This window comes from Oceanobacillus sp. FSL W7-1293, from assembly GCF_037969815.1.
Classification (GTDB): Bacteria; Bacillota; Bacilli; order Bacillales; family Amphibacillaceae; genus Oceanobacillus; species Oceanobacillus oncorhynchi.
Genome location: NZ_CP150212.1, coordinates 1,292,648 through 1,315,379 on the forward strand (window position 1 = coordinate 1,292,648; position 22,732 = coordinate 1,315,379).

Below are 22,732 nucleotides of genomic sequence, written 5' to 3' on the forward strand. Positions count from 1 at the left end.
GAATTCTTATTGCAGCATCAAAACAAGGGAAAAAGCTTACTATATACATTCTCAAAAAGAAAGGAGATGTAAAGCATGAGGCTAGAGTCTTGGAATGAAAGAAGAATAGATGCACTGGTTCAATTATGGAATCAGGAAATAGGAAGCCATTTTCCAATGCGGAAGGAGCTGTTTAAACAAAATAGTTTCGAGGACGAAAATATATGCGAAAAAGCCTCTGCAATTGCTATCGATGAGGAAAATCATGTGGTCGGATTTGTTGTTGCAAAGAGATACCAAGAAAAACAGGAAGTCAATATGAGTAAGGAAATCGGGTGGATCCAAGTACTTCTTGTGGAGGAGAACCGAAGAGATCAAGGAATTGGCTCCTTATTGTTAATAAATGCTGAAACGCATTTAAAGGCTGCCGGTGTAAAGCAAATTCTGCTGGGACGTGACCCATGGCATTATTTTCCCGGTATTCCCATGGAATTGGAAGAAACAAAATCCTGGTTTGCGCAAAAAGGATACCAAAACAGCGGGATAGAGCATGACATGATCCGAAAATATAATGTCCATGATGAAGCGGCAGTCCCCAAAATAGCAGGGATAGAATGCCAGGTGTTAGAGTTGGAAGATAAGGAACTATTTCTTGATTTTTTACATCGGTGTTTCCCGGAAAGATGGGAATATGAAGCGATTCATTATTTTCAAAAGGGCGGTACAGGAAGAGAATTTGCGATTCTAAAAAAAGGGCAGCGAATCATTGGGTTTTGTAGAATGAATGATGAAAATGCACCGTTTATCGCTCAAAATGTATACTGGGCTCCTTTGTTTCAGGAGGAATTAGGCGGGATTGGACCTTTAGGAGTGGATGCGAACGAACGCGGGAAAGGGTATGGATTAGCTGTTGTTGAAGCAGGAATCGGGTTTTTAAGAGAACGGGGCGTCTCCCGCATTGTCATTGACTGGACAGGGCTGACAGCTTTTTATAATAAATTGGGATATACGGTTTGGAAGAGCTATGCTGGGTATAGTAAGAATTTGTAAATACAGTATTTTAAACAAATTTTTCAAATTATTTTTCGAAAGTTGGAACAGTATAGTAGTAGGCGTAATTAAAAAGAGATTTTTTTCTATAGGGGTGGTGAACCAGTAATCTATATCAAGTTTGGTGCTGAAGATAAACAATGCTTCTATAGAATTATATATGAAAACGGGAATGGTTTTTATTGGAATATAGTATGAAGATACTGGTTTTTTATTTTAACGTGAGATGGTATTTGTGAGGAGCGCCTTTGCTTTGGGGGGAGTGGAGGGATATTAAAGTAGTTGTAACTAATTTGGATAATAATCTCTTAAATTAAGATATTGAAATAATTATAACTATATCATTAGAAAAAAATATATGAATGTTAAACAATACTGAAAAGGACGGCCTACTCAGACACGAGTGGACCGTCCTTTTCAGTATTGTTTTCCTCTACTTTCATCCAGAATTTTAAGGTAGGCAAGAAGGGCTTAAAAATAATAGGAGTCGTAGCAATTTAATTTGTTTTACTGCTGACTTCGATAAATTTGCTCGATAAATTTGGTGCAGTTATTAAAATTATCAAAATTTTATGTTGAATATAATTTTGAATTATGGTAAACTAATTTTCAAATCCGATATTAGGTTTATTAAACCGATTATCGGATTAAATGAAAAGGCTTTCTATATGTAGGTCTAATTGATATGAAGGAGGAAGAGGTTATGAAAAAAGCATTAGAAGATATAGTGGTTTTAGATTTAGGTCAAATATATAATGGCCCATATTGTTCATTGATGTTAGCTTTTCAAGGAGCAAAAGTTATAAAAATAGAACCTCTTAAAGGAGAAAATCTGAGAGTAAGAAGAAAAGGCGACAGTCATGAATTGCTTATGCTAAATTCCAATAAAAGAAGTGTATCTATTGACCTTAAATCAGAAGAAGGCAAGGAGTTATTTTTAAATTTAGTTAAAAAAGCTGATGTCATTGTTGAGAATTTCTCTCTTGGTGCTATGGATCGTTTGGGGTTAGGATATGAAGACCTAAAAGAAGTAAATCCCCAAATTATATATGCTTCTGGAAAAGGTTATGGTCTTGAAGGCCCATATGCTAATAGACTTGCAATGGATTTAACGATTCAAGCAATGGGAGGAGTGATGGCAACAACTGGTTTTGCAGATAAGCCTCCTGTAAAAGCTGGCCCTGCTTTGTGTGATTTCTTAGGTGGAATTCACCTTTTTGGAGGAATTACAACTGCACTTTATCAACGAGAGAAAACAGGGGAGGGACAATTGATTGAGGTTTCCATGCATGACGCAATTTACCCAACGCTTGCATCAGCTCTAGGGGCTTACTATAGCAGTGGTGGAAATGTTCCACAAAGAACAGGAAATCAGCATAGTGGTATGGCAACAGCTCCTTATAATGTATACCCCACGAAAGATGGTCATATCGCTATCCTATGTGTAGCTGATAGACAATGGCAATCTTTACTTAAAGCAATGAAAAGAGATGATCTTCTTAGCGACAGCCGTTTTCAATCAAATGTAGATAGGTCTGCAAATACTACAATTGTAGATGAAATAGTTACTGATTGGACGTCTAATAAAGATAAATTAGAAATCTCTGATATTTTGATTGAATCGAGTGTTCCTCATGCACCAGTGTTATCAATAGAAGAAGTTGCAGATGATCAACATCTCATTTATCGAGAAATGATTCGTGAAGTGAATCATCCTGTAGAAGGTAAAATTAAAGTTCCTGGTTCTCCTATTCGTTTATCTGACTCGCCTCTAGAAGAAGTAATACCTGCACCATTACTGGGAGAACATACGGAAGAAGTACTTCAAGAAATGTTAAACCTGACAGAAGATCAACTCGAATTATTAGAAGAGAGAAAAATAATTCTTCAAAAGGATGAAAATGATTTTCAAAAAGTTTATTAGATTTACAAGGAGGATTAACTATTGAGTGAAACAATTTTAAAAAAAGTTGAAAATAATGTTTTGACTATTACTCTAAATCGCCCTGAAAAGAAGAACGCTTTTAATGCTGAAATGATAGATGAGTGGGTAAGTGCTCTAGAACATGCACAAGAAAATGACGATATAAATGTTATTCTAGTTACTGGTTCAGGCGATGCTTTTTGTTCAGGCGGTGATGTAGGTGGTATGAAACAAGATCAGAAACCAATTGATAATAAAAACAAACTTTGGAAAAATATTCATCGAATTCCTCTTGCTTTAAAAAGAATAGATAAACCAGTAATTGCTGCAATAAATGGTCCTGCAGTAGGAGCAGGATTAGATATGGCGTTAATGTGTGATATACGCACAATAATAAGTAATTCTAAAGTAAGTGAAGGATATGTGAAAGTAGGACTTGTTCCAGGCGATGGAGGAGCTTTTTTCTTACCACAGATTACAGGGGAATCAAAAGCTTTAGAATTATTATGGACCGGGAACTTTATTAGCGCAGAAAAAGCTTATGAATATGGAATAGTGAACCATGTATATACTAAAGAAAACTTTCTTCAAAATAGTATTGCACTAGCTGAAAAAATTGCTGCTGGACCTCAAGTTGCTATTAGAATGACAAAAAGAGCTGTACGATATTCTAGAACAATGGAACTTGAACCGGCATTAGATTTAATTTCATCTCACTACGCAATTATAAAAGAAACAGATGACCATAATGAGGGAATCATAGCTTTTAAAGAAAAAAGAAAGCCGAATTTCAAGGGGAAATAGTTGAAGGCATAGTAGAAAGGGGAAGATAGAAATGAGTGTTATCGAATACGAAAAGAAAGGTCAAATTAGTTTTTTATATTTAAACCGGCCAGAAAAAAGGAATGCAATTAACTCTGAGATGTCTGATTTATTTATAGAATATTTATATGAATTCAAAGAAGATAAGAATGCAAGAGTTTTAATTATCATAGGGAAGGGTGATAAAGCATTTTGTAGTGGAAGAGATTTAAAAGAATCGAAAGAAAACCCTGAATTGTTTAAACGAAAACCTCTAAGAGGCAGGCTCTTCAATGCAATAATCGAAACGTATAAACCAGTGATATCGGCTATTAATGGGGCTGCAGTGGGGGCAGGGTGCGAGATAACGCTGGCAAGTGATATACGTTTAGCTAGGTCAGGGTGTAGAATTGGAATGCCAGAAGCAAAAAGAGGGATGGGTGCAACGTTTGGCGCTACCATTTTACCAAAATTAATATCACCTAGTATTGCAGCTAAAATGCTATTTACAGGAAAGTTAATTTCGAGTGAAGAGGCTTTAAAAGTTGGCTTAGTAGATGAAGTATTAGAAAGTAATACTGAATTATTTGAAAGAGCAACTGAAATAGCAAATGAGATTTGTGAAAGTGCACCTCTTTCTGTTCAACGAATAAAAGAAACTATTTGGAAGACAATGGATGTTCCCTTGTATCAATCATTACAATTAGATATTGGCCCTAATGTATATGAAAGCGAAGACAGGTTGGAAGGAGCCAAAGCTTTCCTTGAAAAAAGAAAACCTGTATGGAGAGGAAAATAAAACTATGTTCAGCAGATGGCAATTAGAGGGTGATTAAATGTTCAACCATATTAAATTAAAAAAAGAAAAATATATTAGTACAATTCTAATTGATAGAGAAGAAGTAAGAAATGCACTAAACAATGCTACTATTAAAGAGCTTGAAACGGCATTAGATGAATTGAATTCAATACCTGAACTTAGGATTATTGTAATTAGAGGGGCGGGAGACAAAGCATTTGTAGCTGGTGCTGATATAAATGAATTGTATGAAAGAACTATGATAGAAACGTTAGCACCAGGAATGCAGGGGATTTATAAAAAAATTGAACAATCGAATAAAGTAACCATAGCAGTTATAAATGGTCATGCTTTAGGAGGCGGTCTGGAATTAGCTTTAGCTTGTGATATTAGAATTGCAGTAACCCATGCAAAAGTTGGTTTGCCGGAATTAAATTTAGCAATTGTGCCTGGTGCTGGCGGAACTCAGAGGTTAACAAGATTAATTGGTAAAGGCAGAGCAATGGAGATGATTTTAACAGGTAAGATGGTAGATGGGATTGAAGCAGAGAGAATTGGTCTGGTAACTAAAGCTGTTGATAACCATAAATTAACAGAGACTTTAGATAATGTAATAGAATCTATATTATCTAAAGGGACTGTGGCATTACAACTTGCTAAAATGGTAGTAAACAAAGGAGCAGACATTGATTTAGATACTGGTCTAATGTTAGAAAAACTAGCACAAACTATTGCTTTTGCATCAGAAGAAAAAGAAGAAGGTATTAAAGCCTTTTTAGAAAAAAGAAAGCCAAGTTATAGTAAAGATTGAGTATTATTGAGAGGAGATAAATAGATGCACGAAACTGTAATAGTTAACGCAGTAAGAACACCTATTGGCAGACTTGGTGGAGCATTAAAAACTGTACTTGTTGATCAGTTAGCTGAAAAAGTTATCAATGAAACCTTGAAGAGGTCTGGAATATCAGCGGAATTAGTAGATGAAGTTATCTTGGGACAGGCAAAGCAAAACGCTGATTCATCCAATTTAGCACGGCTTGCATTATTAAGAGCAGGTTTACCAGAAAAAGTATCTGCTTATACAATTCATCGTCAATGTGGTTCTGGGCTACAAGCTATTAACAATGCTGATATGCAAATTAAACTGGGGTTAAGTAATGTAATTATAGCTGGAGGTGCGGAAAGTATGAGTACTACGCCTTACTATATTCGTGATGCTAGATTTGGATATCGGTCTGGGAATGGACTATTACTTGACCCTAATATAGAGAGTCAACCTAACTCACAACCAATCAAGGAATACGGTAAATTAACAATGGGTGAAACAGCTGAAAATTTAGCAAGCTTATATGAAATCGGGCGTCAAGAACAAGATGAATTTGCATTACGAAGCCAGGAACTAGCTGCTAAGGCTATTCAAAATGGTCTTTTCGATGATGAAATTGTCCCTTATGAGGTTAAAAAGAAAAATAATAATTTAATTTTTAGCCAGGATGAGCATCCAAGGGAAACAACATTAGAAAAGTTATTATCTTTAAATCCTGTATTTAAAGATAGAGGAACAGTAACAGCAGGTAATTCTTCAGGTAGAAATGATGCATCTTCAGCTCTACTATTAATGAATTATAATGTTGCTAGAGAAAGAGGAATTATTCCTAAAGCAAAAATCGTTGCTCATGCAAGTGTTGGAGTCTCACCCAAAATTATGGGAATTGGCCCTGTGCAGTCTACACAAAAGGCATTAAAACAGAGTGGACTTACATTAGATAAAATTGATGTAATTGAATTGAATGAAGCTTTTTCGGCTCAATCATTAGCAGTTATTAAAGAGCTTAATCTTGATTTAGATAGAGTTAACGTTAATGGTGGAGCGATAGCGTTAGGTCATCCTATTGGTGCTACCGGCGCTATTTTAACAACAAAACTGCTACATGAAATGGAACGTAGAGGGGCGAAATATGGTTTAGTTACACTCTGTATTGCTGGCGGTCAAGGTATAACTACAATTTTTGAAAATTTGCGACTATGAAGGAAGGATAGATATTATATGCCTAAAATTGCAGTAATAGGTTCTGGAACGATGGGAAGAGGGATAGCCTATGTTGCAGCGATAAGTGGATTTACAGTAACGTTAAATGATATAAATCAAGAATCTTTAAAGAATGCTAAAAAATATATATACGATGAATGGGAGAAGAGTGAACAAAGAGGTTTTCTTACAAAAGAAGATATAAATAAAGGAAAAGATAACTTGACTTTTTCGCTAGAGTTAGAAGAATGCGTAAAAGATGCTGATTTAGTCATAGAAGCAGTTTTAGAAGTAATGGAAGTTAAAATAAAGGTTTTTCAAAAATTAGATCAACTATGTTCACCTAGTACAATATTTGCCTCGAATACATCAACAATGAGTCCAACTGAGATAGGTGCACATATTTCTCGCCCTGAAAAAGTCATAGCAATGCATTTTTTTAACCCTGTTCATAAAATGAAACTTATAGAAGTAATAAAGGGGCTTGATACTTCTCAAGAGACTGTTGAGTATGTAACAGGTATAGCTAAATTGATGAAAAAAGAAACTGTAGAAGTAAATGAATTTCCAGGATTTATTACAAGCAGAATGAATTGTTTAATAGGAAATGAAGCAATGAATATGCTTATGGAAGGAGTAGCGACAGCTAAAGATATTGATAAAGCCGTAAAGTTAGGATTAAATCATCCAATGGGACCATTGGAGCTAGCAGATTTAGTTGGGTTGGATACTAGATTGCGTAATATGGAATATTTATACCAAACTTTAGGCGAAAAATATCGCCCTTCTCCATTAATTACAAAATACGTAAAAGCTGGAAGATTAGGCGTTAAAACAGGTGCAGGATTTTTTAACTATTCTAAGAGCTGATTTAATTGTTATAAATTAAAATTAGGAGTGACTTATAAATGAAAATTAAAAAAATTATGTTTTTAATTTTACTGACATCTATTTTTATGGTAATGGCAGCTTGTTCTGGTAATTCAGACGCTAGCAATTCTAATAACGCAATCATTACAACAGGTGGTACTGGCGGCACACTTTATCCAGTTGGTGCTTCAATTACTAAAGTTGTAAATGGAGGTCAAGATACTATTAAATTAACAAATCAAGCATCTGGTGGTTCGGTTGAAAATGTATCTTTATTACACAATGGAGACGCTGAATTTGCAATAATTGGAGGAGACGAGGCTATTAATGCATATGAAGGAACTGACCATTATGAGGATGACCCACAAAATATAAACGGCGTATTTGTAGCGTACGATCAGCCTTTAGCAATTGTAGTACGTGCCGATTCTAATATATCCTCAGTACAAGATATTAAAGGTAAAAAAGTTGTAGTTGGGCAACCAGGTAGTGGAAATGAGGTTAAAACGAAACGAATGCTTGAAATTTTAGATATTAAATATAAAGATATTGATCCGCAATTCATTGGATATTCTGAGGCTGTTGATGCTTTAAAGGATAATCATGTTGATGTCATACTTTTTTGGGCGGGTAGTCCCAATGCATCAATTATGGATTTAGCAACAACTGAAGACATAAACCTTATTTCACTTTCGAAAGAAGAACAAGAATTAATCTCCGATACACATTCTTATTATGGTGAATATACAATTCCTGCTGGTACGTACGAAGGTGTAGATAAAGATATAGAAACGCTTTCAGTTAACGCCCAAATCGTTACTAATTCAGAAGTAGATGAGGACATAGTTTACACTTTCACAAAAACAATTTTTGAAAATATAGAGGAGTTTAATACATCACATGATGCTATTAAGGATTTTTCTTTAGAAACAGCAACTAATAACCCTATTCCTTTACATCCAGGTGCAGAGAAGTATTATAAAGAAGTTGATGCAATTGAATAATATTAGATTTTTGAGAATGACTTCTTATATGAGTCAGATTACCAAGATTATTATTGAAATATCTCATATCACTTTTTTGTTGAAGAAAAAAAGTTATAGATAAAAGAAAGGAGTGGCAATATGTCTAAGGCGGTCGTGGGAAATAACAATGTAAAAAAAGTTGTTTTAACAATTGCGCTAATACTATCAATATTTCAACTTTATACAGGAGGATTTGGAGTATTAACACCAATGTTACAACGAAGTGTGCATTTAACATTGGTATTAATTTTAATATTTTTACTTTACCCAATTAGCAATTCAGCTAAATTCCGCTGGTTAGACTATATAAGTGCAGTTCTTGCCTTAATGAATGGTTTTTATCTCTATTTTTCTTATGCAGATTTGTTTAACCGAGTTGGAAACCCTAATTTTCTAGATCAATTTTTTACAGCAGTTACAATTATTCTGCTTTTAGAGGCTACTCGTAGACTAACTGGATGGATTCTACCTCTAATAGGCGTGGTTTTCTTAATGTATGGTTACTTTGGACATCTTTTAACAGGCATGTTCTCAATAGGAAATATTTCATATGATAGAATGGTCTCTCTTATTTATATGTCAACAAGTGGGATTTGGGGTACTACTTTGGGAGTAGCAGCAACTTTTATCGCTTTGTTTATTTTATTTGGGACATTCTTAGAAGCAACTGGTGCGGGTAAAATCTTTATAGATTTAGCTTTTGCTATTGGAGGTAAGTTTAGAGGCGGTCCAGCAAAAGTATCAGTATTAGCTAGTGCTTTAACAGGAACAATTTCAGGTAGTCCAGTAGCTAACGTTAGTATTACAGGTCAGTTCACAATTCCACTGATGAAGAGGGTGGGGTACAGCCCAAAGGTAGCAGGAGGAATCGAAGCTGTAGGTTCGACAGGCGGTTCTATTATGCCACCGATTATGGGAGCAGGGGCATTTGTAATGGCAGAAATGACAGGTATCCCCTATTATGAAATTGTCATAGCAGCTATTATACCTGCTTTTCTTTATTTCTTATCTGTATACTGGTCTGTTGACTTTGAAGCAGCAAAGAGTAAAATGAATGGACTAAAAAAAGAAGATTTACCTAATTTTAAGGATGTTGCTAAAAAGGGTATTCATCTTTATATAGGAATAATAGTTCTTATTTATATGTTAATGATTGCCCAAGCATCACCAATGAAATCAGCAGTTTGGGCGATAATTGCGCTAGTTATTTCAACTTTTATTTTTAAACGTAAAACAGTGAAATGGGATTTTATCATAGAAGCTCTTGAAAAAGGAGCAAAAGCAATGTTGATGGTGACAGTTGCTTGTGGTACTGCCGGAATTGTAGTTGGTATTGTAAATTTAACTGGCATTGGTATTTCATTAACAACTCTTATGATAGCACTTGCTGATAGTTCTTTGTTGCTAACACTACTTCTAACAACAGTAGCATGTATTATTTTAGGTATGGGACTCCCACCAACAGCAGCTTACATTTTATTAGGAGTACTTACTGCTCCTGCATTAGTAGAAGTTGGAATTCCAGTTATTGTAGCACATATGTTTGTTTACTATTATACTTGTTTAGCTCCTATTACTCCTCCAGTAGCTCTTGCATCGTATACGGCAGCTGGTATTGCTGGTAGCAACCCTATGGCGACTAGTTTTAGTTCTCTACGTATTGGTCTAGTAGCCTTTATTATTCCTTTTGTTTTTGTGTATGGCCCAGAGTTATTATTTATAGGAAATGCACAAGATATTATTATAACATTAATTACTAGTATTGTAGGTACTACCTTATTATCAGCTTCAATGGTGGGTTGGTTGAAGAAAGATTTAAATATTATTGAAAGAGCCGTACCGTTTGTAGCTGCTTTATTATTAATTATTCCAGAGTTTGTAACAGATATAGTAGGATTAAGTATAGCAATACTCTTTGTAGCTTATGTTTATTTGCATAAAGCAAGTAAAAGCTATGTTTCAAATGAAGTAGAAAAAAAGAAGGAATCGTTTAAATAGAGTATTAAGAAAATGAGGTTATAATCCAATCAGGTATCTGATTGGATTATAACCTCATTTTTCATAGTTTTAATTGTATTCTTGTAACGAATTTTCAATTTGTTTTGCAGCTTCTTTTAGATATTCAGAAAATATATTAATAGTATCTTTCTCTCTTCTAAAAGCCGGAAAAGTTATTGATATACCTGCCAGGATTTCCTGTTTAGAAGAAAAGATGGGGACAGAGATATTAAACGCACCATTGTATATTTCTCCTTCTGAATAAGCAAATCCCCTTTTTTTTATTTCTTCTAATTCTCGTTTTAAATCATCAATTTTAGTATAACCATCTGCAAGAGCCCTTTGGAAAACTTGCTCCTGGTGTTTTTGTTCCATAAATGCTAGTAACACTTTTTTTGACCCTCCGTGATGTAGAGGACGACTTGAACCTACAGGAGTTGAAAATTTGATTTGTTGTGAACTTTCAATTGAAACAATACAAATTCCCTTTAAGGTTATAGGATTTATAACATACATACTAACAGTTTCTAATGTTTTTTCAGCAACTTCCTCTAAAAATGGTGTTGCCAATTGTTGGAGTAAAATGTTTGGATTAGCATTTAATCCTAATTTATATGCATTAAAGCCTAATCTATATTTTCCGTTGCTTTCATTTCTTGATAGATACCCGCCTTCTACTAACGTATTCACTAGACGAGAGGTAACAGTGGGTGAAAAACCAAAATGATTAGATAAATCTTTTACATTATATTCTTTGTCTTTCTCATCAAACAGATCTAAAATCTTTAAACCTCTTTGCAAAGTTTGGGAGGTTGACTTGTCTATCATTAAATCATCTTCTTTCTGTATAAAGTCATAATAGGTTTAATTATAAATTAATTTTTGTCATATATTAAAAAAGCTTTTGTAATTTAATAGTATGAATTTATATAATTAGCAGTTAGTGTAAAAATATAATAAAATATGTTTTAGTGCAATACTATAGTGGATTCATTAAGCGATAGGCCCTAAAATTAAGAATTTCATTGATATATTACAGTAATGAATTTAATAAATAATTGAAAAAAACTGATAAAAGTTATACAATACGATTATCGGTTTTTTTATACGATAATCATATTATATGTTTTTTTCTGAATACTGTAAAGATTAAAGATTAATTTGCTTTAAAAAATTAGAATATTATTATATATGTAATTCAATTTAAGGTTATTATAACTAGAAAGTAGGGGAAAAATGTTAGAAACAATAACAAATATTGATGTGATGGAAAAAGATATTGATAATTTAGGCCATGTAAATAATAGCGTTTATTCTTCCTATTTTGGAATAGCACGGAAGGAATGGTACCATAAAGCTGGCCTATCATTAGAAGAAAAACAAAAAAGAAATATAGGCAATGTTATTAGAAAGATAGAAATTAACTTTTTGAAAGAGGCAAGATTAGGGGATTCTTTAATTATTATTACTCGCCCTCTTCGGCTAGGAAATAAAAGCTATTTATTAAACCAAAATATTTATAATCAAAACCATGAATGCTTGACAAACGCCACTGTTACGATTGTTATGTTTGATACTATAAATAGAAAAAGCATAAAGGTAATTGAAGAGATAGCACGTAATTTCAAGTAGAGTTATCTCTTTTATAATAACTTCGATAATCATATACAAAAAGAACGGCTCATTTTAGTATAAAGTGAACCGTTCTTTTCCTATAATTATAGCTATTCATAAGCCTCTTCAGAAACTCTAAATAAAGACTTATCCTCAATTTTATGCGTAACAAACATCAGAACAACGCCAAAGAAAATCATTCCGCCGGCGACAAAGGTGATTTCTCTGTATGAAAATTGATTCGTTAATAAGAGACTGCCTAATGTTGCTCCAATCGAATTTGCTAAATTAAATACAGATGCAGCTATCGTTCCCGATAAGGCTGGAGCTTCTGTTGCTGCCAAGATAATCTTTGCATTTAATATTGGTGTGGTTCCAAAGGTTCCGGCACCAAATAAGAAGCAGGCAACGTACGTCAAGATTGGGTTCATAAATAAGAACGTAATGGCAATCAGCACAGTGCCTAAAATAGTCATCGCCACGATTAACCGCTCCGTCAGTACTTCAGGCTGAATACTTCCAGAAACAAAATTCCCAATAACTGCGCCAAGCCCAAAGAGGAATAATGCAATCGTAATACTGGTTACATCAAAGCCTGCAATTTCCCTTAGCATGGGCTCCGTAAACGTATAAGCGGTAAATACCCCGGAAAAGCCAAAGACAATAACGGCAATCAGCATCCAGACATTTTTATTCTTTAATACTGCCATTTCATTTTTTAACTTAGGAGTTTCGTTTTGCTTTATATTTGGTGTCACAATCATAAGACCAATTAAATTAATAACGCCCATCGCTGCAATAAACCAGAAAACGAGTCTCCAATCAAGTACGCCTCCGATATAGGAACCAAAAGGAACACCAAGCATAATGGCAATCGTCAGTCCGCCCTGCACAGCAGCAATGGAGCTGGTACGTTTATGAGGCTGGGAAATTTCAACTGCCATGCTCATGCATAATCCAAAGAATGGGGCATGCATAATTGCAGAAAAGAGCCTGGAAAGTAGCAGTACCTCAAAGGTTGGTGCGGTGGCCGCAATCATATTACTTATAATAAAGATGGAGATAAGTGCGATAAGCAGCGGCTTCGGTGAAAATTTGACTGTTAATATCCGAAGCAGCGGGCCACAGACAGCAACACTGATAGCATAAACGCTGAGCAATAATCCAGTGGTTGAAACGGGCACATCTAAATCCGCCGCAAACTGTGTTAATAAACCAGTAACGGCATACTCTGTCATGCCAATCGCAAATGTACCAATCATAAATACAAATAGAATCGTATTACGGGAGAATTTCATCGTCATTTTAACACTTCCTTTCTGTCCGTCTAAAAAAACAATAGCACTATCATAGTGGAACAGAGACCTATTGTCTAGGTATCTGTTTGAAAAAAATAAAGAAATAATTTTCAGATTAATGGAAGCGCAGAGCAAATGCTTGCTGTGTAAAAAATAGGTTTTTTGAAGCTGTAAATAAGAGCAAATGAAAAGAAGTAGAAAAGCTAAAAAATGGTATAATAAAAGAATCTTGATTCCGTGAAGGAGGATATAATAATGACAGCAGACACAAACAACATTGTGCCCCATCTTTGGTTTGATAAAGAAGCAAAAGAGGCAGCGGCATTTTATACGTCCATTTTTCCAGATTCGCAGATAATCAGTGAATCGGTTATTCCAGACACCCCATCAGGAGATTGCGATTTGGTTTCTTTTGATTTATGGGGGCAGCGATTTATGGCAATCAGTGCAGGGCCTTATTTCTCATTCAATCCATCCATTTCGTTTATGGTAAATTTTGATCCAGCAAGAGATAAAAACGCTGCCGAACAGCTTGAAGCCGTTTGGGAAAAGCTGTCTGATGGCGGTGTACCGCTGATGCCGCTTGACTCGTACCCTTTTAGTAAAAAATATGGCTGGATACAAGATAAATATGGATTGTCCTGGCAGCTTATTTTGACGAACCCGGAAGGCGAGGAGCGCCCGCCAATTCTGCCATCCATGATGTTTACAGGGGGAAATGCAGGAAGAGCAGAGGAAGCCGTTCAATTTTATTTATCTATTTTTAACGACAGTAAAAAAGGGAACATGGCTTATTACCCGGCAGGAATGGAACCCAATAAGGAAGGCACGGTTATGTTTTCAGATTTTGCACTTGAAAATGTCTGGATAACGGCAATGGATAGCGGATTGGAGCATGGTTTTCAATTTAACGAAGCTGTTTCTTTGCTGGTTAACTGTGATACACAGGAAGAGATTGATCATTATTTTGAACAGTTGACAGCTGTACCTGAAGCAGAGCAATGCGGCTGGTTGAAGGACAAGTTCGGTGTTTCCTGGCAGATTTCCCCAAGTGAGATGGATGAATTGATGGGGAAGAATGCCACAACGGAACAAATTGCCAGAGTGAATCAGGCAATGATGCCAATGAAAAAATTGGATATAGAGACATTGCGAAAGGCGTATAGGGGGTAGTAAGATGTATCAATTAAAAACGAAAGAAACAGATAGCAGTGTCATTGAATTTATTGAGCAGGTAGAGCAGCTGAAGAAGCGGGAGGATGCATACCGTCTGCTGGATTTATTTACAGAAACGACGGGGTTTGAGGCAAAAATGTGGGGGCCGAGCATTATCGGTTTTGGCAGGTATCATTATAAATATGATTCTGGTCATGAAGGAGATGCCCCATTAGTCGGCTTCTCTCCGCGTAAAGCAAAAATCAGTCTTTATTTTGCGACAGGTGATACAGAGCGGGAGCATTTGCTTGCGAAATTTGGCAAGCATACCACTGGCAAGGCCTGTGTGTATATTAACAAAGTAGCAGATATTGATGAAGAGGTATTAAAGGAATTAATCAAGCAATCGGTGACATTTTTACAGGAGAAGTATCCGGAAAAGTAGAAGAATCTCTTTGTTACCGTCCGAAGATTCGAGCAAGGCCAGAAGGATAATAAGCCGTATGAAATCAATCATTCCTACGGCTTATTTATTTTATCATTCCTTCTGAATCAAGCATCAATTACCCAGTGTTCTTTTAAGTAGCAGGCTAGCTGAGCATTTAGCACATCCTCTGAATCTTTTAAAGAAATCTGAAGAGCGGATTCGATTTTATGAATACGCTGATATAATGTATTAACGTGAATATGAAGAGCTTTTGCCGTTTCCTGCATACTCTGGTTATGCTGCATATAAATTTGCAGTGTTTCAACGAGATGTGAGTCATTTCCGTTAGGAGCCATGATTGGTTCAAAAAAATCATCGACAAAAGATCGTATTTCATCTTCTGAATGAGATAGGAAGAGCTGATTGATTCCGATATCTTTGAAATTTAAGTGCTTGTTCCATACCTTTTTTTCCTGCAGCTGGTTTAGCGCTTTATAAGCTTCTTTATAACTTTTGCTAATTTGACCAAACTGCACTGCTCTTCCTCCAATTCCCGCGCGTGCTCTCACGGAAGTATTAGAAAGTACTTTAGAAACAAGCATTTCTGCTTCTTGTGCAGTGGAAGCCTTCAGCAAGGTAATGATGGATGAATCCTGCGTATATAGAACATGTAGGTGCTTTTCCAGCTGGTTTTTAAGAAAATGTAAAAAACGTTGCATATATAAGTTTATAAATGTGGGATTCATATCCAATGCCACTTCGAATATAAGTGCAAATACAGGCTGTGTTTTCTCCAGTTTAAGCTTTTTGGCCGCTTCTAACAACTCCGCATTTGTCTTGGCAAGAAGTAAATGCTGAAAGGCTTCTTCGGAGACTTTAAACTGATTGTTTGTTTCTGTTTGCCGATGTGTAAATTCAAGTGCCAGGATAGGAATACCTTGTTCCAGCACCATTCGCTGTGTGGAAGACAGGGTCATTTTTGCTTCAAAAACAACGTATCCCAAACAGGTACTTGAACCCACGATAGGATACACCTGATGTAAATAATTCTTGGGAGACCGGACATAGAATGATGTACTTAAGGACTTGCTGTCATTCCATTTTTCGAGGTGTTTATCAATAAGATAGAAAGCCTCATTTTCATCTTCATCAATAGAAAAATGGAAAGCATCGATCAATGAAAAAGAAAAACCAATAATTTTTTCTAAAGCATGTTTGATGTGGTAAATTCCTTTATTTTCTAAGGAAAGCTTCACGAGTCGTTCGTGAATTTCTGTCCGTTTTTGTAACAGGTGATTTTGTTTCTGCATCGCTTCAAAAATATTCGAATTATGTAACGCAATACTGATTTGATCAGCGAAATTTTTGAGCAATTCCAATTCAGATTTATCAAACGTTGCTTGTTTAAATTGATAAAGAATCAGAACGCATTTAGTTTTTTGCTGTACTTTGACTGGAGCACATATAACAGATTTTACATCTTTAAAAGAATAAGCCCTTCCCAAATAACGAAGATTCATATTAGACATATTCGCACTTGCTTGGAAAACTTCACTGCTTGTCTGATATATTTTAGCCTCCCCCTCCTGAAATACGGAACCAATCATCCCTTCCCCAGGCTTCATTCTCATATGCTTCATTGTCTTGTTATCAACCAAGGAGGATGCTTTTCTGACTTTTAGGCATTTTTCCTCTTCATCATAAACCCATAACACGCCAACATCCGCTTCAGGGATAACTTCCATTGTTGTGTCAATCATTTTAGAAAGTAATTCATCCAGATTGGTTAAAGCTGTAATGGCATTGATACAATCGTAAATCTTCAACAGCAGTCTTTTTTGAGTTTGTTCCATGATTCTTTGAGCATAAAAAGGGAGCTCACTGGAAAGTTGTGCTTCCATACCGTCAGAAAGCTTATAAGAAGAAGGGAGCCGAAGGACATAACGTACATCATACGCATATTGAAAATGGATGTCTTGACTTGTTTTTAACCCCCCGTCGGTATAGGCGATATCATTTGTAAGTAAGGGAAAATGAGTTGGCGGTTCAAAGATAGGTAATTCGTGATTATCTATTTGTTTAAATCGGTTCGAGTTATTTTTTTGCCATAACTGATAAGGAACATCAAGCATGAATGTGAGGTTATTTGACATAATTAGCTCCTTTCAGAGTAAGAAGATAGATGAATATACATATATTTTAATTAATTATAGATGTTTATACACTATTATTGCAATTATTTTTACTATAAGATAATTATTAATATTATATATGGAGGCGAAAAAGCATGAAGACAGTTGAAAACCAAGTTACGAGTCAAATTGAAGCAATTATCGAAGAAAAACGAGAAGCATTTTTTAAAGTAAGCGATCAGATTTGGCACACACCAGAGATACGGTTTGAAGAAGAAAAGTCTGCTGCTTATTCCTCTGATTTTATGGAACAGCAGGGATTTCAGGTGGAACGCGGTGTGGCTGGAATTCCGACAGCATTTGTGGCAAGCTTTGGAAATTCGGAACCGATAATTGCCATATTAGGAGAATATGATGCCTTACCGGGACTCAGCCAAAAAGCAGGTGTGACAGAATATATCCCCGTTGAAACAAATGGAGCAGGACACGGGTGCGGACATAATTTACTTGGCGTAGGTGCAATGGCAGCAGCTGTTGCTGTAAAAGAATACTTAGAGAACAATAATCTGGAAGGAACGATTCGTTATTATGGCTGTCCTGCAGAAGAGAGCGGCTATGCAAAAACGTATATGGTCAAAGCTGGACTGTTTGATGATGTAGCAGCATCCTTTTCCTGGCATCCTCATTATTCTAATTCTTTATTCCATGGACCATCCTTAGCGGTGATTCATGCTACGTTCACTTTTAAAGGGAAGAGCTCTCATGCCTCTGCTTCTCCGGAACTTGGAAGAAGTGCATTGGATGCTGTCGAACTGATGAATGTAGGAGCGAACTACATGCGCGAACATATGATTGACGAAGCCCGTGTACATTATGCGATTACGAATACTGGCGGAAAGTCTCCGAATGTTGTCCAGCAGGAGGCAGAGGTTTCTTATTTTGTTCGTGCCCCGCATGCAGAACAAGCTCGTGCGTTATTTAAACGTCTGAATAAAATTGCAGAAGGGGCAGCGTTGATGACAGAAACAAAAATGACTTATCGAATTGAAGGAGCATGTTCTAATCTTGTTCAGAATTCGGTATTGGACAAACTGCTGCATAAAAATATGCAGGAGCTGCAGCAAGATGGATTTACTGAGGAAGAAATAGAATTAAGCAAAAAATATTACGCAACATTGAATGAAGATGATAAAGCTTTTGCTGCACAGCTAGTTGGGAAGAAAAGATCGGAAGAATTGGCGGAAAGGCCGCTTATCCATGAAATCACACCGTATACAGAAGCACCGGAGTATAGAAAAGGGGCAGGGTCGACCGATGTAGGTGCAGTGAGTTGGGTAACACCAACTGCACAGCTCACTGCAGCAACCTGGACCTATGGAACACCATTTCATACATGGCAAGTCGTATCTCAAGGAAAGACAACCTATGCAAAAAAAGGCATGCTCTTTGCAGGTAAAGCAATTGCCAGCACGGTTATTGATATACTCTGCAAGCCGGAAGTATTAGAAGATGCTGTTAAAGAATTGTATGAACGTGAGGCAGGCCCAGAAAATTATCAATCGCTTTTGCCGGAAGAACAAGAATTGCCGTCATTAATTAAAAATTAAGATATCGTAACTAGAGGGGGAAGACAACATGTTGAAACAAATTCCAGGATACTTAAAAGATTGGCGGCTGCATGCTGCAGCTCTTTTGATTGTATTGCTTTCAGAGTCAATCGGCACCATTTCATTTGAACTTGGAGCTGGAATGATTCTTATCCTGCCAATGATTTATGCGTTTATATTGGGAATTGCAATGGTATTTACTCCGGTTATCAAGGAGAAGCAATTTAAGCATTCAGAAATAATGACAACAGCTTTAATAGGGTTGCTTGTTGCAAAAGTAAGTCTGAATATTGGCCCGGCAATTAGCATGATTGTTCAGGTAGGCCCGGCTATTTTACTGCAGGAAATTGGAAACCTCGGTACTGTTTTACTGGGCCTCCCCCTTGCGATTTTATTAGGAGTAAAGCGGGAAGCGATTGGAATGACATTTTCCATTGCAAGAGAAGGCAGTTTGGCTATTATAAATGATAAATTTGGTTTTAATTCTCCAGAAACAAGAGGTGTTTTTTCAATATACTTATTCGGGTCGATCTTTGGAGCCGTATTCTTCGGGTTAATGGCAAGTTTATTGGCTAGTTTTACTCCATTAAACCCGTTGGCACTTGCGATGGCATCAGGGGTCGGGAGCGCCAGTATGATGGCTGCATCAAGCAGTTCTCTGTCAGCTGTATACCCGGAAATGGCCGCAGAGATTCAATCTTTAGCCTCGGCCAGTATGATTTTATCCGTTGCGACAGGCTTTTTTGTATCTATTTTTATTGCACTTCCGCTGGCAGAAAAGATGTATCATCTATTAACGAAAAGAAAGCCTGATAAGGAAGAGGAAGAAAAGAGGGAGGCAGGATCATGAGCAAACAATTATTTCATACGATATTGGCTTTGATTTTATCAGCAATTATTGTTTTGATAGGAAATTGGATTGGTTATGAAGTTGTCCCGACAGACGCCTTAATGGGAATACTGGTTATTATTTTAATTGCTGCAGCCGGCTTTGCTTTAAAAATGATTATTCCGTGGAAGACGATACCAGGCATTCTTTACGTTGCAGGGATATCCGTTATTGTCTCCTTGCCGATAACGCCTGGTTCTGAGCAAGTTATTGAATGGGCAAGCGCTATAGATATTCAAGCATTTACTACACCGCTGTTAGCGTATGCCGCTATCGGAATTGGTAATTCATTGGCTGATTTCACGAAATTGGGTTGGAAGAGTATTGTAATTGGTTCAATGGTATTCTTAGGTACGTTTTTGGGATCAGCGATCATTGCAGAAATCGTTTTAAGAATTCAAGGTATAGTTTAATAGCTGAACATCCTCTTAAAAATATAAAAAGAACCAAAAATTATACAACGCAACCTGCTTTGCTATAAAATATATAGTGAAGTCATTGTAGAAAGGGATGTATGAAAACAATGAGTAAAGATGTTGTAAAACAAATCGAAGAAATTATCGAACAGAAGCGGGAAGCTTTCTTTAAAGTAAGCGACCAAATTTGGGAAACACCTGAAATTCGTTATGAAGAAGAAAAGTCTTTCCAATACTCATCTGATTTTATGGAAGAGCAAGGTTTTCAGGTAGAACGCGGGGGAGCGGATATTCCAACTGCATTTACTGCCAGCTTTGGGAACAGCGGTCCAGTTATTGCAATTTTAGGAGAATATGATGCTTTACCCGGGTTAAGCCAAAAAGCCGGTGTGACAGAATTTGATCCAGAAGTACCTTATGGACCAGGGCATGGCTGCGGGCATAATCTGCTTGGCGTTGGATCAATGTCAGCGGCTGTTGCGGTAAAAGAATATTTAGAGAAAAATCATTTAGAAGGAACCATCCGTTATTATGGCTGTCCGGCAGAGGAAAGCGGCTATGCCAAAACATATATGGTTAAAGCGGGGTTATTTGATGATGTGGCTGCGTCTTTTTCATGGCATCCGCATTACACAAACGGATTATTCCATGGACCATCTCTGGCAGTTATCCACTCTACCTTTACTTTTAAAGGGATAAGCTCTCACGCAGCAGCTTCACCAGAACTGGGAAGAAGTGCGCTTGATGCGGTGGAATTAATGAATGTCGGCGCCAACTACATGCGTGAGCATATGATTGATGAAGCTCGTGTTCATTATGCGATTACGAACTCTGGAGGAATGTCTCCAAATGTTGTCCAAAAAGAAGCAGAGGTTTCTTATTTTGTACGTGCTCCGCATGCAGATCAGGCGCGTGCTTTGTTTAAACGACTCATAAAAATTGCGGAGGGCGCTGCGTTAATGACAGAAACCTCTATGGAACACCGTATCGAGGGCGTATGCTCTAATCTTGTTCAAAATGCAACGTTAGATAAAATGCTCCATAAAAATATGAAGGCCTTAGAGCGTCCGCATTTTACAGCAGAAGAGCTAGAATTAAGCAAGAAATACTATAATACATTAAATGAAGATGATATTGCTTTTGCTGCATCCTTGGTCGGCAAGGATGTAGCGAAGGAACTAGCAGCACGCCCGCTTATTCATGAAGTGGATGCCTATCGCGAGGCGCAGGAATATGTCAAAGGATCAGGCTCTACTGATGTTGGAGCGGTCAGCTGGGTGACGCCTACTGCACAGCTGATGGCAGCAACCTGGACTTTTGGGACGCCATTCCATACGTGGCAGGTTGTATCGCAAGGGAAGACTTCCTATGCTAAAAAAGGAATGCTTTATGCAGGAAAAGCAATCGCCAGCACCATCATTGATGTGCTGCAAAATCCAGAGGTTCTCGAGGATGCCGCGAAAGAGCTTCGCGATCGTGAAGCAGGTCCGGAAAACTATGTGTCCTTGTTGCCGGAAGACCAGGATTTACCTTCTATGCTTCGTAAATAGGCTGGGAAAAGCCAATTCTTGTTGAAATAAGAAACAAAATCTATGCTCCCTTTATCATTGGCAGAGAAAGATGAAAACTGCTTTTACACGATAAAGGGAGCATTTTAAGATTCATAATACCGGTCCAGTTTTTTAAATTTATTCACCACCAATTTGAATACAACCGCTATCAGGATATAAGGGAAAAAGGAGTAGATATGTTTCCAACCATGCAGTTCATATATCTGTAACCAGACCAGAAGTGGTTCCAGCATAAATGCGAAAACAAAAGCATTTATGGCAGAGGCAATGATAAAGGATTTCCAGGAATGAAAATACTGATAGACAAGCATATAAATGATTGGCATTTGGATGGTATGTACCTCAGCAATCTGAGAAACAGGCAATAAGGTGTTGGGATAATGCCATAGCATCAAAGAAACCCCTATTGCGTCCCCGATTACTCCCACAGCGGTAACAAAAAAACCGTATGTGACAATCTCAAATATTCTTTTTTTGTCTAAAATAATGAACCATACAATAAAAATACCGACAGTAGTGACAAAAAGAATCCACCAGCTGATGGTAAATAAGTTCTCATGTAACCAGTACTCCGTTCTTAGTTCTCTATACTGTTGTAATAATTCAACCACTTCGCTCCGAGCTGATTGCATAAATATACTCTCCTTCATTAAAAGCAATAATAAAATAATGAAAACAGGCGAAGGATTATTTTACTTTTGCTACGCCTAATGCTAAATGTTCCAATAGAATATTTTCCACTAACTCAGCCATTGCTTTCTCGCATTCAATAATAAGAATGACCTCTGGACGCTTTCTTTTTAAAAGTCTTTTTCGTTTCTTGAAAACCTTTTCTGTATACAGCCTGATGGCGACACCTAAAACGAATCCAATAAGCGAAGCAATCAGTCCCCAATAAATCGGTCCCCAAGCTAATTCAAAACCGATACTGGTCCCGATAACAGAAAAAGCTGTAGCAAGTGCTACCCCTATATCAATCAATGAGGTACCATCAGAGTTATGCAAACTATCAAACAACTTGCGATCTTCACTGCGATTATCAAGAGGAACCGCATAAATATTCGCTTTAGGAATTCCATTTTTTTCAAGCGTGGCAATAGCCATTTCTATATAAATACTATTTTCTAATGCGGCGTAAACTTGCATCA

21 protein-coding genes are annotated in these 22,732 nt (G+C 36.8%); 16 read left to right on the forward strand and 5 right to left on the reverse strand.

The window, feature by feature from the left end:
* Nucleotides 1–75: 75 nt before the first annotated feature.
* From MKY65_RS06560 to MKY65_RS06600, 9 genes are all read left to right on the forward strand, one after another.
* Nucleotides 76–1,029 (forward strand): GNAT family N-acetyltransferase, encoded by a 954-nt coding sequence (locus tag MKY65_RS06560; protein ID WP_339183385.1) that lies wholly within the window; start codon nt 76–78, stop codon nt 1,027–1,029.
* A 703-nt stretch (nt 1,030–1,732) separates the two neighbouring features.
* Complete coding sequence (locus MKY65_RS06565; RefSeq protein ID WP_339183386.1) at nt 1,733–2,953, forward strand: CoA transferase; 1,221 nt, start codon at nt 1,733–1,735, stop codon at nt 2,951–2,953.
* Between the two features lie 21 nt (nt 2,954–2,974).
* Nucleotides 2,975–3,757, forward strand: a complete 783-nt coding sequence (locus tag MKY65_RS06570) for an enoyl-CoA hydratase-related protein (protein WP_339183388.1) — start codon at nt 2,975–2,977, stop codon at nt 3,755–3,757.
* Between the two features lie 31 nt (nt 3,758–3,788).
* Nucleotides 3,789–4,553 carry an enoyl-CoA hydratase/isomerase family protein gene (locus MKY65_RS06575; RefSeq protein ID WP_339183390.1) on the forward strand — a complete coding sequence of 255 codons (765 nt, stop codon included), beginning with the start codon at nt 3,789–3,791 and terminating at the stop codon, nt 4,551–4,553.
* A gap of 37 nt (nt 4,554–4,590) precedes the next feature.
* Nucleotides 4,591–5,364, forward strand: coding sequence for an enoyl-CoA hydratase-related protein (locus MKY65_RS06580; protein WP_339183393.1), 774 nt, complete (start codon nt 4,591–4,593; stop codon nt 5,362–5,364).
* A 24-nt stretch (nt 5,365–5,388) separates the two neighbouring features.
* Nucleotides 5,389–6,582 (forward strand): thiolase family protein, encoded by a 1,194-nt coding sequence (locus tag MKY65_RS06585; protein WP_339183395.1) that lies wholly within the window; start codon nt 5,389–5,391, stop codon nt 6,580–6,582.
* An 18-nt stretch (nt 6,583–6,600) separates the two neighbouring features.
* On the forward strand, nt 6,601–7,452 hold the full coding sequence (locus tag MKY65_RS06590; protein ID WP_339183397.1) for a 3-hydroxyacyl-CoA dehydrogenase NAD-binding domain-containing protein: 852 nt from the start codon (nt 6,601–6,603) through the stop codon (nt 7,450–7,452).
* A 38-nt stretch (nt 7,453–7,490) separates the two neighbouring features.
* The gene (locus tag MKY65_RS06595) at nt 7,491–8,456 is read left to right on the forward strand and encodes a TAXI family TRAP transporter solute-binding subunit (RefSeq protein WP_339183399.1); all 966 of its coding nucleotides are present in this window, start codon (nt 7,491–7,493) and stop codon (nt 8,454–8,456) included.
* 120 nt (nt 8,457–8,576) lie between these two features.
* A complete protein-coding gene (locus MKY65_RS06600) occupies nt 8,577–10,475 on the forward strand; it encodes a TRAP transporter permease (RefSeq protein ID WP_339183402.1) in 1,899 nt (632 codons plus the stop codon).
* 69 nt (nt 10,476–10,544) lie between these two features.
* Here the strand turns inward: MKY65_RS06600 and MKY65_RS06605 are convergent, their stop codons facing one another.
* Nucleotides 10,545–11,303, reverse strand: a complete 759-nt coding sequence (locus MKY65_RS06605) for an IclR family transcriptional regulator (RefSeq protein ID WP_339183404.1) — start codon at nt 11,301–11,303, stop codon at nt 10,545–10,547.
* A 408-nt stretch (nt 11,304–11,711) separates the two neighbouring features.
* Here MKY65_RS06605 and MKY65_RS06610 point away from each other — a divergent pair, with 408 nt between their 5' ends.
* Nucleotides 11,712–12,107, forward strand: coding sequence for an acyl-CoA thioesterase (locus tag MKY65_RS06610; RefSeq protein WP_339183407.1), 396 nt, complete (start codon nt 11,712–11,714; stop codon nt 12,105–12,107).
* Between the two features lie 92 nt (nt 12,108–12,199).
* On the opposite strand, the gene MKY65_RS06615 is transcribed toward MKY65_RS06610, so the two are convergent.
* Nucleotides 12,200–13,393: an MFS transporter gene (locus tag MKY65_RS06615; RefSeq protein ID WP_339183409.1), complete on the reverse strand. Its 1,194-nt coding sequence runs from the start codon at nt 13,391–13,393 to the stop codon at nt 12,200–12,202.
* 249 nt (nt 13,394–13,642) lie between these two features.
* On the opposite strand from MKY65_RS06615, the gene MKY65_RS06620 reads away from it, so the two are divergent.
* Nucleotides 13,643–14,560, forward strand: coding sequence for a VOC family protein (locus tag MKY65_RS06620; RefSeq protein ID WP_339183411.1), 918 nt, complete (start codon nt 13,643–13,645; stop codon nt 14,558–14,560).
* Between the two features lie 4 nt (nt 14,561–14,564).
* On the forward strand, nt 14,565–14,987 hold the full coding sequence (locus MKY65_RS06625; protein ID WP_339183413.1) for a DUF1801 domain-containing protein: 423 nt from the start codon (nt 14,565–14,567) through the stop codon (nt 14,985–14,987).
* Between the two features lie 107 nt (nt 14,988–15,094).
* Here MKY65_RS06625 and MKY65_RS06630 read toward each other — a convergent pair whose 3' ends face one another.
* Nucleotides 15,095–17,122, reverse strand: a complete 2,028-nt coding sequence (locus MKY65_RS06630) for a helix-turn-helix domain-containing protein (protein WP_339183415.1) — start codon at nt 17,120–17,122, stop codon at nt 15,095–15,097.
* 134 nt (nt 17,123–17,256) lie between these two features.
* On the opposite strand from MKY65_RS06630, the gene MKY65_RS06635 reads away from it, so the two are divergent.
* From MKY65_RS06635 to MKY65_RS06650, 4 genes are all read left to right on the forward strand, one after another.
* The gene (locus MKY65_RS06635) at nt 17,257–18,708 is read left to right on the forward strand and encodes a M20 family metallopeptidase (RefSeq protein ID WP_339183418.1); all 1,452 of its coding nucleotides are present in this window, start codon (nt 17,257–17,259) and stop codon (nt 18,706–18,708) included.
* 28 nt (nt 18,709–18,736) lie between these two features.
* A complete protein-coding gene (locus MKY65_RS06640) occupies nt 18,737–19,558 on the forward strand; it encodes a DUF3100 domain-containing protein (protein ID WP_339183420.1) in 822 nt (273 codons plus the stop codon).
* Nucleotides 19,555–20,010, forward strand: coding sequence for a hypothetical protein (locus MKY65_RS06645; protein ID WP_339183422.1), 456 nt, complete (start codon nt 19,555–19,557; stop codon nt 20,008–20,010). Before MKY65_RS06640 ends, MKY65_RS06645 begins: the two co-directional genes overlap by 4 nt.
* Before the next feature lie 110 nt (nt 20,011–20,120).
* Nucleotides 20,121–21,563: a M20 family metallopeptidase gene (locus MKY65_RS06650; protein ID WP_339183425.1), complete on the forward strand. Its 1,443-nt coding sequence runs from the start codon at nt 20,121–20,123 to the stop codon at nt 21,561–21,563.
* A 104-nt stretch (nt 21,564–21,667) separates the two neighbouring features.
* Here the strand turns inward: MKY65_RS06650 and MKY65_RS06655 are convergent, their stop codons facing one another.
* Complete coding sequence (locus tag MKY65_RS06655) at nt 21,668–22,216, reverse strand: CBO0543 family protein (RefSeq protein ID WP_339183427.1); 549 nt, start codon at nt 22,214–22,216, stop codon at nt 21,668–21,670.
* A 55-nt stretch (nt 22,217–22,271) separates the two neighbouring features.
* Complete coding sequence (locus MKY65_RS06660; protein ID WP_339185142.1) at nt 22,272–22,730, reverse strand: hypothetical protein; 459 nt, start codon at nt 22,728–22,730, stop codon at nt 22,272–22,274.
* Between the last annotated feature and the right edge of the window lie 2 nt (nt 22,731–22,732).